Source organism: Pseudomonas sp. M20 (assembly GCF_045037865.1).
Classification (GTDB): domain Bacteria; phylum Pseudomonadota; class Gammaproteobacteria; order Pseudomonadales; family Pseudomonadaceae; genus Aquipseudomonas.
On sequence record NZ_CP173611.1, the window covers coordinates 6442462 to 6457678 of the forward strand.

Genomic DNA, 15217 nt, shown 5'->3' on the forward strand with positions numbered 1-15217 from the left:
CGTCAACTGCTCGAACGACCAGAACCAGGACTGCTGCCCCAGCCACCCCAACCGCTACGGGCGCTGGACTGGCTGCCGAAGCCGCCGCGTGACGTCGAAGAAGCCACGTTGACCGGTTTGCTTTTGCTGCTCTCGTAATCCGTTTGGCTGCGCGTCGTGGTTTCGGCTCTGCGGTACTGCGTCGAGGTGTTGTATGGCTGGCGCGTTTCGCGATCGCGGTAAACCGTGCGTTCGGCGTTGTTGCTCATCGCGTTGCCGATCAGCCAGCCGGTTAGCCAGCCATTTCCACCACCGCCACTGCCACTGGAAACGTGCGAAGTGCTTTGCACATGCTGCGCTGTCGCGTCACCGGCGGGCATTTGGGCATCGGCGATGGCGCCGAGGTTCTGCGCCGGCTCACCGTTCGCAGGCACTTTGAAGCCGCCGAGTTTCGGCACGAAGCGGCCGTCGGAGTTCTTCTGACACCAGTCGGCGGCGAAGTCCGCGTCGCACTTGGCCTTGTCGTCGTAAGCCGGGGCGATGCGCCGGTGTTCGGTCAGGGCGGCGACGTAGGCGTTGGAGCAGACATCGGCAGCCACTTCGGCGTCGACACACTGTTCCAGACTCTGGAAATTGCGCGGTTGATCCGCGGCTGTCACCTGGCCGGAAATGGCCATCGCCACCGAGGCCGCGAGGGACAGCTGAACGTATTTGCTGCGTTTCATCGAAGGCTTCCTGCCGATCAGTTAGACGGTGTCATGCACGCCGCGTTGAGCATGCCGACGCTGATCGCGACCGCCGCGACGTAGATGCCGGAGGCGATTTCACCGTTGGCGATACGCTGGGAGGTGCCTTTGAGCACCAGACCCGTGGCAAGAAACGCCAGCAGTTGCACGACGGCGGCAATCACCGCCCACAGTACGAAGTCGAGGACGTTGACCGAAAACGCGATCACGTTACTGGCCGGAATCGCGAAGCCGATGAGCGCGCCGGCCAGGGCGATGGCAGCGGCAACGTTGCCGGAGCGAATCAGCTCGAATTCCTTGTGCGGCGTGATGCGCGTGTAGACGAATTGAAACAGCATGAACAGCAGTACGGCGCCGATGAGGTAGACGACGAAACCGACCAGCGCGGTTTTGTTCAGGGAAACGGCCAGCACTTCCAGCATGTAAAACTTCCTTTTTTAAATGGTGCTCAGATCTGTCGTGTACAGCGAAATGCCCAGCGAGGTGCTCAGGCTGACGGTGCCTTCTTCATCTTGTTCGACGGAGAACAGCAGCAATTCGCGGCGATCGGTCAGGCCGGTCTCGCGCGCATAAAGCATGGAGTGGTGTTCGATGGTGTAGCTCTCGTCCGGATTGACCACTTGTTCGGTCATCGGCACGAGTTCTGTCTGGCCTTGTTCAGTGCCCCACTCGCGGGTGTATTCGACACCTTCGTGGGTGTAGGTCGGCAGACCGATCGAGCTGTTGGGGCCGGCCAGGCGGTGCAGTTCGGCGTCACTGTTGACCGTCACGTAACTGAGGTAGTTGAACAGGGTGACCGATTCGATCTGGTCGTCACCGGTGACGTGGATCTGCAGCCAGAAGTCCTCGTCATTCATGTAATAGCGGTGCAGTTTATTGGACTGGCCGAGGTCTACCCAGCCGTGGCTCCAGATCGCCTGATCAAAGGGCACGCGCACCGTGGTCGAACCGTCGAGCAACAGCGCCAGCGTCGTATCGAACCTGACAGCCTTGCCTTGCGCCATGCCGAGTGGGCCACTGGCAACGGTCGGTGTTGGCGCAGCGGTCTGCCAGTTGCTGGTGCCCAGCAAGTCTTTAAACCATCCCATGGGTACGTTCCTTGAAGCGGGTGGAGGTGTTCGTCGGCGAAAAAAGCGTGGCTAGTGTACCGGGCTGAGCGGCGAACGAGGATAGCGATTTCCACGCCATAAACCCTGTGGGAGCGAGCTTGCTCGCGAAGAGGGCGTGTCAGCCAACATTGATGTCGACTGATACGACGCTTTCGCGAGCAAGCTCGCTCCCACAGTTTTTTTTCCGCAGTGATTACTGAGCGGACTTTTGCTTCAGGCGCTCAAGAATCGCATTGGCACTGCCTTCGTTCGGCGTGATGCCGGCGTCGCGCAGTTTGCGTTCCAGATCGTTGCCGGTCGAAGCGTCGGCCAGTTCGTCGGCAGCGCTCAGTTCAGCCGCGCGTTGCTGCTGCTTGGCTTGCAGACGGTTCAACGTACCGACGGCGGTTTCCAGTTTGCCATTGGCGCCACCGCTGGCGATGGACGCGCTGACCTGGGCTTTCTGCACGCTTTCGCGGGCCTTGGCCATGTCCACTTGCTGGCGCAGGCTCTTGATCCGCGACTCGGCCTTGCTGATGTCTTTGCGCATGTTTTCGGCGTAGGTGCCGAATTCGTCGCTCTGCTTTTTCTCAACATCCAGCTCGTTGGTCAGGGTCGAAATCGCTTCGGCCACTTCCAGCGCGAGGTCTTCACGGCCGGCGTTCAGCGCCGAGACCGCTTTGGCTTCCAGATCCTTGATCTTGGCGTCGTACTCGCTCACGCGGTCAGCGGCCAGTTTGTGCTTGGCCATGATGGTGACCAGTTCGCGACGGGCGTTCGACAGCGCGCTGTCGGCATCGCGAATTTCCTGGTCGAGGATGCGCAGGGCCTGTTGGTCAGCGATCGCTTCGCCGACTTCATTGGCGCCGCCGCGCAGTGCGGTGAACAACTTGCTCCAGATGGACTGAGTCATTGGATATTCCCTGTTGATTACTTGAAGAAGTGTTCGAAGGCTTCGCTCGCGCGCTGCACGTTGTCGACCAGGGTTTTCACCTCGGTAACGACGTTGGTCAGGCTCGAGTCGGCGCTGAGGGCGCCAAACATGTTGTAAACGGTCTGCCCGTTCGGCATCGACTCGATACCGATCGACGACAGCGGGAACATTTCCCGGCTGCGCAACACGGCGTCGTTGAAGGCCGCTACGTCCGAGATCGAATCGATGTCCACCAGCACGGTGTCGACGATGATCTGCTGGCCGGCCAGGGCGATGTGAATCGGCAGACCGCCGAATTCGTTCATTTCCAGCTTGATGCTGGGTTCGGAGCTCTGGATCAGCGACAGTGTGATTTCTTGCGAAGCCACCTCGTCCAGGGCCTTGAGGGCGTTGAAGAGGCTATCGATGGTCCAGTTGTTGCCTGCGCTCATGTAATTCTCCGACATGAAAGAGCCAGCCAGAATCGGTTGGCGTAGCTGTTGCTCCATTTGCTTGAGCAAGCTTCGGTTTTCGGGAAGCACCCAAGTTTCGTGTTTCACATAACCGGCAGCGGCCAGGCCCGCGCGCATCTGCTTCATATAGAAGCTCGACGGTTTTTTCGTGGACGCTTTCGCACGCTCTCCCTTGGGGCTCTCTGATTTCGCGGTGGGGGAACGGCTTTTCATGGCAGTGGCTCGGTTATGAACATCTCACGCGTGAGCCACACTACAACCAATTCAAAGTGCCATCAATGGCTCACGCGTGAGATTTTTATGACAGACGAAAAAAGACCCGCTGCAAGGCGGGCCCGGTGTTTTTGCAGAATATTGCTTAGCGCTGGGAGGAGAGGAATTGGTCAGTGGACACCACGCTGGCGTAGGCGAAACCGAGTGCCGACATGAAAGCAGCGTGAACATGGGCGGCCGGCACCGTCAGGCCATTGAACTCCAGGTCGCGGCTGGCGCAGGCATCGTGAATCACTGTGACGGCATAACCCAGATCCGCTGCGGCACGGGTAATGCCGTCAACGCACATGTGGCTCATGCTGCCGACCACTACCAGTTCCTTGATGCCTTGTTCGTCGAGGATTGCTTGCAGTTCGGTTTCGCGGAACGAGTTGACGAAGTGTTTGAGCACCACCGGTTCATCAGCGCGATTGAGCACTTTCGGATGCAGCTTGGCGCCTTCGGAACCTGGGGTGAAAAACGGCGCGTCGGCTGAGGTGAATTCGTGGCGAATGTGTATTACAGAATCGCCGGCCTCGCGGAACGCGGCGATCAGCCGGGCGGCGTTGTCGGCGGCGGCATCAGCACCGGCCAGCGGCCACTTGCCTTGAGGGAAGTAGTCGTTCTGGATATCGACTACGATGAGCGCTTGCTTGGCCATTGGTGTGTCCTCGATGTGTTGGCTGGAAGTGGCTTCAGTATTGGCCCTGGCCAGCGCTTCGAGGATTGGCCGCACCGACAATAGACAGGGGAAAACTGACAATGGGCGCAGAAAGGGCCGCCATCGCTGAATTGGGCGTGCTGATCTATCCCGGCGCGCAAATGGCGGCGGTGCATGGTCTGACGGATTTGTTTGCGGTGGCCAACCGGATTGCCGCTGAGCATCAGGCCGCGCAGTTGCCGGTGCTGCGGGTCAGTCACTGGCAGGTCGAAGGTGATCAGCCGCCAACGCGGATTTACGCCAGCCATCCAGGGGACGACAGCGCTTTGCTGGCGGTGCTGATTCCGCCATCGATCGGCGGGTTCTCGGCGGCGCAAGCGCCGGCCAGCCTGATGCAATGGTTACGCGATCAACACGCCCGCGGTGCGACGCTGGGTGGGGTTTGCGTAGGCTCGCTGATGTTGGCTGAAAGCGGTCTGCTCGACGGCCGCAGCGCCACCACTCACTGGACCTCGGCCAAGACTTTCGCCGAGCGATATCCGAACATCAGGCTCAAGGCCGATACACCGATTGTCGATGACGGCGACCTGATCACCACCGCCGGACTGATGGCGTGGTCGGAGCTGGGATTACGTCTGGTCGACAGGTTGCTCGGGCCGAGCATTGCCACCGGCACCGCGCGATTTCTGGTGATAGAGCACAGTGACAGCGCCAGTGAGTGCGGCAGTAACTTTGCGCCGATTCTCGGTCATGGCGATGCGGCGATTCTCAAGGTTCAGCACTGGCTGCAAAGCACCGGCGCGACGGATGTTTCGCTGACGGCGATGGCCGAGCGGGCAGGCCTGGAGGAGCGCACTTTTCTGCGGCGGTTTCGCGCGGCGAGCGGGTTGAAACCGACCGAGTACTGCCAGCATCTGCGGGTGGGCAAGGCGCGCGAGATGCTTGAGTTCAGCAATGGCACGATCGATCACATTGCGTGGACTGTGGGCTATCAGGATCCGGGCGCGTTTCGCGCGATCTTCAAGAAGATTACCGGGCTGGCGCCGAGTGATTATCGGGCGCGGTTTGGTGTGTCCCCAATCTCGAAAGCATCCATTACCTAATGTGGGAGCGAGCTTGCTCGCGAAAGCGGTGGAGGCTGTAAGTTTGATGTCGCCTGACTCGGCGCCTTCGCGAGCAAGCTCGCTCCCACATTGAACTGTATAGGACTATGGGATCGTGCAATTTGCCGGAGTTTTGCGCGCGGTCGTGCAGATTGAAACAGGCGTGGTGCCAGCACGTTTCTGGTAAGTTTCTGATTGGACTAGGATTTTCGTAGACCGGCCGTTGGCCTGATCTCTGCACCTCTCACCGCTACAGTCATCGAACCGATGGAAGGGGGACGCATGACCCCGACACCCCGCAGGAAAATCGTCGTCGCTCACTCGGTGCGCCCTGATGCGCCGCAGCATGAGGTACAGACCAACAAGGCGCTGGCACGATGGCTGGCGCAGATTCTCGGATGCAAATTCGGCGGCAGTTACGATCCGGACAAACATCGCGGCCGTGATCTGTATCTGCTACCGACGCAAACCATTGTTGGCACTGCCAGTGCTCAGCAACTTGGTATCAGAGGCCCCGACGATTTGTGGGGTGGCTTTGTCGAGCACGATTTCATCTGCACCAAAGCCATCAGCCACGGTTTGCGCAGTCATCTGGCTCAGGCGCCGCAAGGCTGGTCGCCATTATTTTCCGAGCGAACGCGCAATGTGGTGCTCGACGGGCTCAGCGTGTTCTCGCTGGAGGATGCGCGGCCGGCTGCCGAGCATTTGCTGTACAACGGCCCGATTCGTTTGAAACCGGTTCACGCCTGCGCCGGTCGCGGGCAGGAAGTGATCAAAAGCCTGGATGCCTTCGACGAAATCCTTGCCCGCCCTGACATTGAAAAGCAGTTCAGCGAAGGCGTGGTGCTGGAGCAGGACCTGAGCGATGTCGTCACCCACAGCGTCGGCCAGTCATTCATCGGCGGCAGAGTGTTGAGCTACTGCGGTGATCAATACTTGACCAAGGATGCCCACGGTGAAGAGGTCTACGGCGGCTCGAATCTGCTGGTGGTGCAAGGTAATTATGACGAACTGCTGAAGCTCGACCTGCCCGACGATGTGCGTCTGGCCATTGAGCAGGCGCAGGTTTTCGACGCGGCCGCCAATCAAGCCTATCCGCGCTTCTATGCTTCGCGGCGTAACTACGATATCGCTCAGGGCCTGGACAGCAACGGCAAATCCCGCAGCGGCGTACTCGAACAATCCTGGCGCATGGGCGGTGCCAGCAGTGCTGAAGTTGCCGCGTTGCAAAGCTTCGTCAACGATCCGGGGATGCGCGCGATCCGTGTGTCTTCGGTAGAAACCTACATCGATCAGCCGTTGCCGGCGGATGCCATCGAGGTCTATCGCGGCCCGGCTGAGAACAGCGAATTTCTCCTCAAATACGTTACGGTCAAATCCTATGACGGCTAGAAGCGAAAGCATTCAAATCGACATTGATGATGAACAGATGAGCGGGACATTTCTCAGTCCCAAATCGAAAGTCCCGGGGGTGTTGTTTGTCCATGGTTGGGGCGGTAGTCAGGAGCGCGACCTTGAGCGCGCCAAAGGCATCGCCGGTCTCGGCTGTGTGTGCCTGACCTTCGACTTGCGCGGGCACACTGGCGGTACCGGAATTCCGCTGACCCGTGTCACTCGCGAAGACAATCTGCGCGATCTGCTCGCGGCGTATGACCGCTTGCTCGCGCATCCGGCGCTCGACACCTCGGCGATCGCCGTGGTCGGCACCAGTTATGGCGGTTATCTGGCTTCGATCCTGACTTCGCTGCGCCCGGTGCGCTGGCTGGCGTTGCGCGTGCCGGCACTGTATCGCGATGAGCAATGGCACACGCCCAAGCGTGAGCTGGACAAGGCTGATCTGCGTGATTATCGCAGCACGCTGGTGCGCGCGGACACTAACCGCGCGCTGCATGCCTGTTCGCAATTCACTGGTGATGTGTTGCTGGTCGAATCGGAAACCGACGATTACGTGCCCCACGCGGCAATCATGAGTTACCGCGCGGCGTGCCAGCAGACGCATTCACTGACGCACCGGATTATCGATGGCGCCGATCATGCGCTGAGCGAGCCGGTGTCGCAGCAGGCGTACACCTCGATTCTGGTGGACTGGATTACCGAGATGGTCGTGGGTGAGCGGTTGAGCATTATTCAATCAGCATGAGCTTTGTTGTTCGTTCGAACGCTATCGCGAGCAGGCTCACTCCTACATTTTGGAATGCGTTCACTTGTAGGAGTGAGCCTGCTCGCGATAGCTTTTTCAAACTCACCAACTCCCTCAGGAAGGTTTCTTCTCTATTCGCAGCGCCTTCGCCTTCGCTTCAACCACCAGATACATCACCACCGTAATCAACAGCGGCAACAGAAAATAAATCGCCCGATATGCCAGCAACCCCGCTACCAGACTGCCGCGCGAAGCCTCGTGTTGCAGCAACGCGACAAACACCGCTTCCAACACCCCAAGCCCCGCCGGAATATGTGTAATGACCCCTGCAATCGCACTGATCAACAGCACCCCCAGCACCAGCGGATAATCCAGTTTGCTCGGCAACAAGGTGAAAATCACCGCCGCCATCAGCGACCAGTTCAATGCCCCCAACAGCAGTTGCAGGACCGCCATGCGCAGCGACGGCAGATTGATTTCCACCCCGCGAATCGACCATTCGCGACGTTTGGAAAACTGACACGCCGCCAGATAGCCGGCGCTGATCAGCAGTAACAACACGCCGATGCCTTGCAGCGCACTGCTGCTGATTTTCCAGCCCGGCGGCATCGTCACCAATCCGCTGCTGAACACCACGCCGGCAATGGTCATGTAGCCGAACCAGTTGGTCGCCAGGCTCAAGCCGAGAATCTTGGCGATGTTGCTTTTGCTCACGCCAAGGCGCGAATACAGCCGATAACGCATGGCGATGCCGCCGACCCAGGCACTCAGATTGAGGTTGAACGCATAACTGATGATTCCTACCGGCAGAATCTGTTTCCAGGTCAGGTCCTGACGAATGTAGGTGCGGCCGATCAGGTCGAAACTGGCGTACACGAGAAAGCTCAGCAGGGTCAGGCTGGCGGCGATGATCAGCGTGCGCACCTTGAAGTCGGCGAGGGTTTGCAGCACTTCGGCCCATTCGATGCGCGTGGCGAACAGCGTCAGCAACACGATCAGTGCGAGGAAAAACAGCAGGGTCAACGGGCGCTTCCAGCGACTCCATTTCGAGTGAGTCGCTGTTGCCGAGTGGCCGCTCGATTGCGCTTCGGAATGGCTCATGGCGTGTTACCTCGAAATGGCTTGAGCCGGGGTTTATGCGCTGGCAACCAACCGGCCATCGCCGGGAAATGCCGCAAAAAGTGGAACACCAGAAACCCCACGGTCATGTGCCAGATGCGTCCACGCGGAGACTTGCTGGCATCCATGGCTTTGCAATGGTTTTGACTGAGGTCTTCGAGGCGCTCGAACAAGTGCTGATTAAAGGCGCGGTCGCGGATCAGCACGTTGGCTTCCAGGTTCAGCGACAGGCTCAGCGGGTCGAGATTGCTCGAACCGACGGTGCTCCACTCTTCGTCGACCAGCGCCACTTTGCCGTGCAGCGGTCGCTGGCAATATTCGTGAATCTGCACCCCGGCCTTGAGCAGGTAGTCGTAGGTCATGCGTGCCGCCAGTTTGGCCACCAGCATGTCTGGCTGGCCTTGCAGAATCAGGCGTACCTCAACCCCGCGCCGCGCCGCGTTACGGATTTCCCGCAGCAAGCGATAACCGGGGAAGAAGTAGGCGTTGGCGATCACGACCCGGCGTTTGGCACGGCGAAGTACCTGCAAATACACATCTTCAATATCGGAGTGGTGCTGGTCGTTATCGCGGAATACCAGACGCACCTGGCCGTCGTGGTCTTCGAAAGCCATCTCCGCGCGGCGCTGGCGCCGACGTTGCCACCAGAAGCGTGCGCGTCCGGGACGACCACTTTGCAGTAGGGCAAAATGGTGGATGTCAGCGACGACCGGGCCCTGAACTTCCACTGAGTAATCCTGTTTAGCTTCAGGGCCGAAATCAGCGAGGTGATCGCCAGAAAAGTTGATCCCGCCAATAAACGCGATCAGGCCGTCGACCACCACGATCTTGCGATGCAAACGGCGAAACCAATTGGTGCGGATGCCCAGGTGTTTCGGTGCCGGATCGAAGATTTGCAGATGCACACCGGCTTCACTCAGCGCGGTGAGATAAGCGGTGGTCAACTCGCCGCAACCAAAGCCGTCGAGGCTGACGGTGGTACGCACGCCTCGTCGCGCGGCGTCGATCAGAATCTCCTGCAACTCGGCGCCGACCTTGTCTTCGAAAACGATAAAGGTCTCGAGGAGGATTTCACTCTTCGCCGCGCGCATCGCCTCGAACACTCGCGGGAAATACTCCTCGCCGTTCTCCAGCAACTCAACGCGATTATTGCCCTGCCAGCTGTACTCGACATCAACCTGGCCGGGCTCGCGTATCGGCGGGTTGATGGTTACCGGTTCCACGGCGGACTTCTCCAGCGGCGCGCTGCTCATAGTTCTATCTCTACCGATAAAGGAACGTGGTCGGAAAGGTGCGACCAAGGCCGGTTCGCCAGGACTTTCGGCCGGCTGGCCTTGAGGTTGCGCACGTAAATACGGTCGAGTCGCAGTGTCGGCAGGCGCGCCGGGAAACTGCGCGCCGGTTTGCCCTGATGCTCGGCAAATACTTCGCGCAGGCCACAGGGCTTGAGTTGGGCATCGGCGCGCTGGCGCCAGTCATTGAAATCACCGGCGACGATCACCGGTGTGTCGTCAGGCAGTTCCGCCAAGCGTTGCATGAGCAAGTCCAACTGGGCGTTGCGATGACTTTCACGCAGGCCCAGGTGCACGCAGATCGCATGCACCTCGGTGCCGTCACCGGGCAGACGCAGCACGCAATGCAACAGGCCACGGTTCTCGTGGCCACTGATCGACACGTCGAGATTGTCGTGACGGATGATCTGGAATTTCGACAGCAGCGCGTTGCCGTGATCGCCCTCCGGGTACACCGCGTTGCGCCCATAGGCGAATTGTGGCCAGAGGCTGTCGGCGAGGAATTCGTACTGCGGCATCGTCGGCCAATTGTTGTAGCGCTTGGGATGCTGTTCGTGGGTACCGTGGACTTCCTGCAGAAACACCACATCGGCGGCGACGCTGCGCACCGCCTCGCGCAGTTCCGGCAGGATGAAACGCCGGTTGAGCGCGGTGAAACCCTTGTGGGTATTCACCGTAAGCACGGTAAACGTGCGCACTGACGGCGCGACCACGGAGCCCTCATCGGTGAAACCGACCGGTTCTGGAATGCTCATGGCAGTACCCCTTCGGCAACAGGTTCACCGGGGGTGGTGGCGAGGTCTTTATCCAGGTCGAAACGATGTAGCAGTTCGCGCGCGTCATACGGCGCGCGGACTTTGATGTCGTTGTCGAAATAGCAGAACACCTCTCGGGATTTGCGCGCGCGCGGCTTCAGTCGGGGGGCGATCAGGTTCGCATCTTTCGGTTGCTCGCCGTGGTGCCAAGCGTCAATGCGCTCGGCCCAGCGTTTGAGTGCCGGTGCTGTGTAGCCACTGGCGTACAGCTCTTCGGCACCGTGCAGGCGCAAGTAGACAAAGTCGCTGGTGAGGTCTTCGCGGTACGGCCATTTGTCTGCGGTGTCGGCGATCACCAGCGCGGTGTTGTGGCGTTTCAACAAGCGTACGAACTCCGGATCGATGAAAGTCTCGTTGCGGATTTCCACGGCATGGCGCAGCGGCTTTTTGCGCCAGGCTTTCATGCTGGCGTGGCCGTGCAGGTGCGAATCGTGTTGATGGGCGAGGGTGGCGGCGGCTTCGGTGTCGTGGGGCAATAATGCGAGGAAGTGTTCGAAGCGCTCAGGCTCGAATTTGAAGTTCGGCGGGAACTGCCACAGGATCGGCCCGAGCTTTTCCTTGAGTTCCAGAATTCCCGAAGCGAAGAAATTCGCCAGTGGTTTTTCGATCTCGCGCAAGCGACGGATGTGGGTGATGAAGCGCGGCGCCTTGACGCTGAAGACGAAGTCATCGGGTGTTTCGGCGTACCACTGCGCGTAACGTTCGGGCCGTTGCAGGGCGTAAAACGATCCATTGATTTCGATGCTGTTGACCGCTCGCGACGCGAACTGCAATTCGCGTTTCTGCGCCAGTCCCTTGGGGTAGAAGTCCCCGCGCCACGGTGCGTAGCGCCAGCCGGAAATACCGATGTGAATCGTTGCCATGCCGCCCTCCCGTCGAAAGTCCTCGTGTTGCCGGTATCTTTTGATGACTGCGGGCGGGGCGGGAAAGTTTCGACGGTATTACGGACGGTCACGTCCAAGGCGAAGATCAAAAGCGCTCCCCCTCACCCCAACCCTCTCCCCCAAAGGGGGCGAGGGGGAAGGGAGCTGATCTTCAGGGTTCTTAGGATTTGAGTTCGACTCAGGACTTGCAAGTCGGTGTACTTCTCGCAGGCAACTCGGTCAGCTCCCTCTCACGCAGGGAGAGGGCGAGGGGGAGGGGAGCTGATCTTCAGGGTTTGAGTTCGACTCCGAACTTGCAGGTCGATGTACTTTTCGAAGGCAACTCGGTCGGCTCCCTCTCCCTCTGGGAGAGGGCTGGGGTGAGGGTGCTCTTGAACTTGCTGTGCAATTACCGATCAGTTCCTTACAGGTTCAGCCAAGGGAGATCGGAGTTTTGGTCAAGTTCAGGATCGCCATTCTGCTGGGAGCACTGCTGTTTCTCGGCGCCAGTGAAATCGACGCCGCCGCGCTACCGGGCGTCCCGGCCGCCACCGAAGAAGCGGCCAAACCCGAACCGATTGTGCAGGGCGGGCTGCTCGGTGCGATCAGTTCGAGCATCGATGATGTACAAGACAAACTCGATCTCAACGAACACTTGGTCGACGCCTGGCGCCTGCGCGCCGATCGCGCCGCCGATGAAGTCGACAAACTGGTCAATCAACCGTCGAATCGCTCGGGCTGGAGCGTCGCTGGGGATTTCCTCTCTTTGTCCGGCACTTGGCTCGGCAGTTTCGCGCTGCTCACCGTGCTCGGCAGCCTGTTGACCAAACGCCTGCGCGAGGGCCGCTGGTTGCGTACCCGCCAGCGCAGTCAGGACCTGATTGGTTACTTGCTGCCGTACACCGTGCCGGCGCTGATCTGCCTACCGCTGACGTTATATGTCAGCCATTTTCTGCAAGCCTCCGTGGGACGCGCGCTGGCGCTGTGTCTGGCCTACGCCACCAGCAGCGGCATCTTTTCCACCTCGATGTTGTTGTGCGTGGTGGTGATGTTCAACGTCGGCCATAAACGTCCGGCGGCGCGGATCATCCGCAATTACTGTCCTCGACCACTGTTTCTGATCGGTTTCCTCGCCGCCCTCAGCGATGCGCTGACCAGCCCGCAGATCGCCCGTCAACTGGGCGGTAACATCACCAGCAGTATCGCGGTGTTCACCGGGCTGATCGCCTCGATAATTTTTGGTTTGCTGGTGATTCGCCTTCGTCGTCCGGTGGCGCATCTGATCCGCAATCGTTCACTGAGTCAGCGGCTGAAACAACCCTCGTTGCAGGAGTCGCTGCGGATTTTCTCGGGGCTGTGGTATTGGCCAATCGTGTTGATGGTGCTGGTCTCGGCGGTCAATCTGATCGGCATCGGCGAGGACAATCAGAAGGCCCTGCGTTGCGCGTTGTTCACCACGGTTTTGTTAATCGGCACGGTATTCCTCAGCACGATCCTGCAGCACTTGTTCAAGTCACGAAAAGCCGAAGCGATCCAGCGCAGCAGCGCCTACAAGGAACGTTTTCTCAGCCTCTTGCATGCCTTGCTGCGGATCGTCATCGCTATCGCCTTCATCGATATTCTCGGGCGGATCTGGGGCGTGTCGCTGCTCGATTTTGCCCAGAGCAGTACGGTCGGCCGGGCGATCAGCAACGCGCTGAGCAGCATCGGTCTGATCTTCCTGGTGACGTGGTTACTGTGGGTGGTACTCGACACGGCGATTCAGGAAGCACTGAAACCGCCGCTCAGCAAACGCGCGGCGCGCCAGCCGAGTACGCGGGTGAAAACCATCCTGCCGCTGCTGCGCAACGCGATCAAAATCATCCTTGTGGTGATCTGCGCAATCACCACCATGGCCAATCTGGGGATCAATGTGGCGCCGCTGCTGGCCGGTGCCGGAGTGGTCGGTCTGGCCATCGGTTTCGGTTCGCAGCAACTGGTGCAGGACGTGATCACCGGGCTGTTCATCATCATTGAAGACACCCTATCGATTGGCGATTGGGTGGTGCTCGATTCGGGCCATGCCGGCACCGTCGAAGGGCTGACCATTCGCACCCTGCGTCTGCGTGACGGCAAGGGCTTTGTGCACTCGGTGCCGTTTGGTCAGATCAAAGCAGTGACCAACCAATCGCGGCAGTTTGCCTTTGCGTTTTTCTCGGTGCAGTTCACCTACGACACGGACGTGGATAAGGCCATCGAGTTGATCCGCGAGACCGGCGATTCGATCCGCGAAGACCCGTTCCTCAAGTACAACCTGCAAGGGCCGCTGGATGTGTTTGGCGTGGACAAAATGGATTTGAACGGCGTGGTGCTGACGGCGCAATTCCGTACGGTGTCGGGCGGGCAGTATGCGGTGAGCCGGGCGTTCAACCAGCGTTTGAAGAAGCTTGTGGATAACACCGCGACCGTGCATTTCGCGCAGACTTATCCACAGCAGGTTTTGTTGCCGAAGCGGTCGCAGCAAGAGGGGGCTGTGGTGGCGAGCGAGTTGCCGCAGGAATCGCGGACTTAACTGCCGGATTGTGGCGGGAGGTCTGGCCCTTTCGCGAGCAGGCTCGCTTGTATGGTAGGACTTGAAGGGAGGAGGAGGGACAAGGCTCGATTCTGGCTGTTGACGCAGCACAGACCGTGGGAGATTTCGCCCCTCCTCCTTTCACCCAAGCGCCGATAAAGAATGCATCTGGCTAGACCGACGATAGGAACAAGCCTGCGCCTCTGGGTGAGCCCTTCAAGTGCTCAAACCTTATCCCGGAGGAAATCCTGTGGCAATGCCAGTCGCTCTATCAAATCCGATCGTTGGCGTGGATGTCGCCAAAAATGAACTGGTGATTTATCAGGCCGATAGCGATCTGCTTGAAGCGATTCCCAACACCAAAACATCCATCAAGCAGTGGCTGAAGGCCTTGCTCGGCCCCGTGTCTATTGCCATTGAGGCAACCAACATCTACCACCTGGAATTCGCTGATTTGGCCTATGCGGCCGGTTGCACGATTTACATGGTGGGTGGCTATGAACTCAAACATTACCGCGAAGGCGTGAAGATCCGCGCCAAAACCGACGCCTTGGACGCCAAGCTGCTGGCCCGTTACCTGAAGAACGAAGCCGAGGAGTTGCGCCCCTGGACCCCGCCATCACCGCTGTACCGCCAGCTCCTGAGCCTTTTCCGCCGCCGCGCGGCTTTGGTCCAGGCAAGGGTCGGTCTGGTGCAGAGCTGGTCGAATGAGCCGCTGTTGAAGGCAGCTTTTGCTGAACAAATAAAATCCATGCAGCGGCTTGAAACGATGATCGAAAAGACGATCAACGATCAGCTCAAACAAGCCGGTTTGCTCTGCCAATTGAAGCGTTGCCTGAAAGTTGAGGGCATTGGATTTCTGACCGGAGCGCGCCTGCTCACGGCGTTTCAGCGGGGGGAATTTAGCAACGCGGATGCGTTTATCGCCTTCCTGGGCATGGATTTACGGGTATCGAAATCAGGGCAAAAGGACGGTCGCCGCAGCTTGACCAAGCGCGGAGACCCCGAGGCCCGCCGACTTTTGCACAACGCAGCGATGTCGGCTAGCCGTACGATAGCCTGGAAAGGGTTTTACGAAGCCCAAAGAGCACGGGGTTTCAGCACCACGCAGGCGTTGGTGATGCTGGCTCGCAAACTTGCTCGGGTGGTATTCGCCTTGCTGAAAGGGCAAAGCGAATATCAGACAAAAGTCAGTTGAGGGCTTCCCCTCAACCATAGAATC

Annotated in this window: 15 protein-coding genes; 5 read left to right on the forward strand and 10 right to left on the reverse strand. The window is 59.3% G+C overall.

Translation table 11 applies throughout. The annotated features are described in order from the left end of the window. Positions 1–2 precede the first annotated feature (2 nt). The 6 genes from ACI514_RS28725 to ACI514_RS28750 all read right to left on the reverse strand — a co-directional run bounded on the left by ACI514_RS28725 (position 3) and on the right by ACI514_RS28750 (position 4112). Positions 3–704: a DUF1190 domain-containing protein gene (locus ACI514_RS28725; protein WP_405122783.1), complete on the reverse strand. Its 702-nt coding sequence runs from the start codon at positions 702–704 to the stop codon at positions 3–5. A 17-nt stretch (positions 705–721) separates the two neighbouring features. Continuing rightward, positions 722–1147: a DUF350 domain-containing protein gene (locus tag ACI514_RS28730; protein ID WP_160059614.1), complete on the reverse strand. Its 426-nt coding sequence runs from the start codon at positions 1145–1147 to the stop codon at positions 722–724. A 15-nt stretch (positions 1148–1162) separates the two neighbouring features. Then, complete coding sequence (locus tag ACI514_RS28735) at positions 1163–1813, reverse strand: DUF2491 family protein (RefSeq protein ID WP_160059613.1); 651 nt, start codon at positions 1811–1813, stop codon at positions 1163–1165. Positions 1814–2027: 214 nt separating this feature from the next. After that, entirely contained in the window at positions 2028–2726 is a 699-nt protein-coding gene (locus ACI514_RS28740) for a PspA/IM30 family protein (protein ID WP_038362095.1), read from the reverse strand. A gap of 17 nt (positions 2727–2743) precedes the next feature. Further along, positions 2744–3412, reverse strand: coding sequence for a YjfI family protein (locus ACI514_RS28745; RefSeq protein ID WP_102901728.1), 669 nt, complete (start codon positions 3410–3412; stop codon positions 2744–2746). A gap of 145 nt (positions 3413–3557) precedes the next feature. Further along, positions 3558–4112, reverse strand: coding sequence for a cysteine hydrolase family protein (locus tag ACI514_RS28750; RefSeq protein ID WP_160059612.1), 555 nt, complete (start codon positions 4110–4112; stop codon positions 3558–3560). Positions 4113–4213: 101 nt separating this feature from the next. Between ACI514_RS28750 and ACI514_RS28755 the strand changes: the two genes are divergently transcribed. The 3 genes from ACI514_RS28755 to ACI514_RS28765 all read left to right on the forward strand — a co-directional run bounded on the left by ACI514_RS28755 (position 4214) and on the right by ACI514_RS28765 (position 7355). Next, entirely contained in the window at positions 4214–5215 is a 1002-nt protein-coding gene (locus ACI514_RS28755; protein ID WP_405122784.1) for a GlxA family transcriptional regulator, read from the forward strand. Between the two features lie 282 nt (positions 5216–5497). Further along, a complete protein-coding gene (locus ACI514_RS28760) occupies positions 5498–6607 on the forward strand; it encodes a DUF3182 family protein (RefSeq protein WP_160059610.1) in 1110 nt (369 codons plus the stop codon). After that, positions 6597–7355 carry a S9 family peptidase gene (locus ACI514_RS28765; protein ID WP_016983578.1) on the forward strand — a complete coding sequence of 253 codons (759 nt, stop codon included), beginning with the start codon at positions 6597–6599 and terminating at the stop codon, positions 7353–7355. The genes ACI514_RS28760 and ACI514_RS28765 overlap by 11 nt, the downstream gene beginning before the upstream one ends. 114 nt (positions 7356–7469) lie before the next feature. Here ACI514_RS28765 and ACI514_RS28770 read toward each other — a convergent pair whose 3' ends face one another. Genes ACI514_RS28770 through ACI514_RS28785 form a run of 4 tightly spaced genes read right to left on the reverse strand, consistent with a single transcriptional unit; the run spans position 7470 to position 11444 of the window. Further along, a complete protein-coding gene (locus ACI514_RS28770) occupies positions 7470–8456 on the reverse strand; it encodes a lysylphosphatidylglycerol synthase domain-containing protein (RefSeq protein ID WP_405122785.1) in 987 nt (328 codons plus the stop codon). Then, the gene (gene clsB, locus ACI514_RS28775; protein WP_160059608.1) at positions 8453–9727 is read right to left on the reverse strand and encodes a cardiolipin synthase ClsB; all 1275 of its coding nucleotides are present in this window, start codon (positions 9725–9727) and stop codon (positions 8453–8455) included. The genes ACI514_RS28770 and clsB overlap by 4 nt, the downstream gene beginning before the upstream one ends. After that, positions 9724–10521, reverse strand: coding sequence for an endonuclease/exonuclease/phosphatase family protein (locus tag ACI514_RS28780; RefSeq protein WP_160059607.1), 798 nt, complete (start codon positions 10519–10521; stop codon positions 9724–9726). Before ACI514_RS28780 ends, clsB begins: the two co-directional genes overlap by 4 nt. Continuing rightward, a complete protein-coding gene (locus tag ACI514_RS28785; protein ID WP_160059606.1) occupies positions 10518–11444 on the reverse strand; it encodes a DUF72 domain-containing protein in 927 nt (308 codons plus the stop codon). The genes ACI514_RS28780 and ACI514_RS28785 overlap by 4 nt, the downstream gene beginning before the upstream one ends. Before the next feature lie 454 nt (positions 11445–11898). Between ACI514_RS28785 and ACI514_RS28790 the strand changes: the two genes are divergently transcribed. Next, positions 11899–13995, forward strand: a complete 2097-nt coding sequence (locus tag ACI514_RS28790) for a mechanosensitive ion channel family protein (protein WP_160059605.1) — start codon at positions 11899–11901, stop codon at positions 13993–13995. A 256-nt stretch (positions 13996–14251) separates the two neighbouring features. Then, positions 14252–15193 carry an IS110 family transposase gene (locus ACI514_RS28795; RefSeq protein ID WP_405124250.1) on the forward strand — a complete coding sequence of 314 codons (942 nt, stop codon included), beginning with the start codon at positions 14252–14254 and terminating at the stop codon, positions 15191–15193. The last annotated feature ends 24 nt before the right edge of the window (positions 15194–15217 follow it).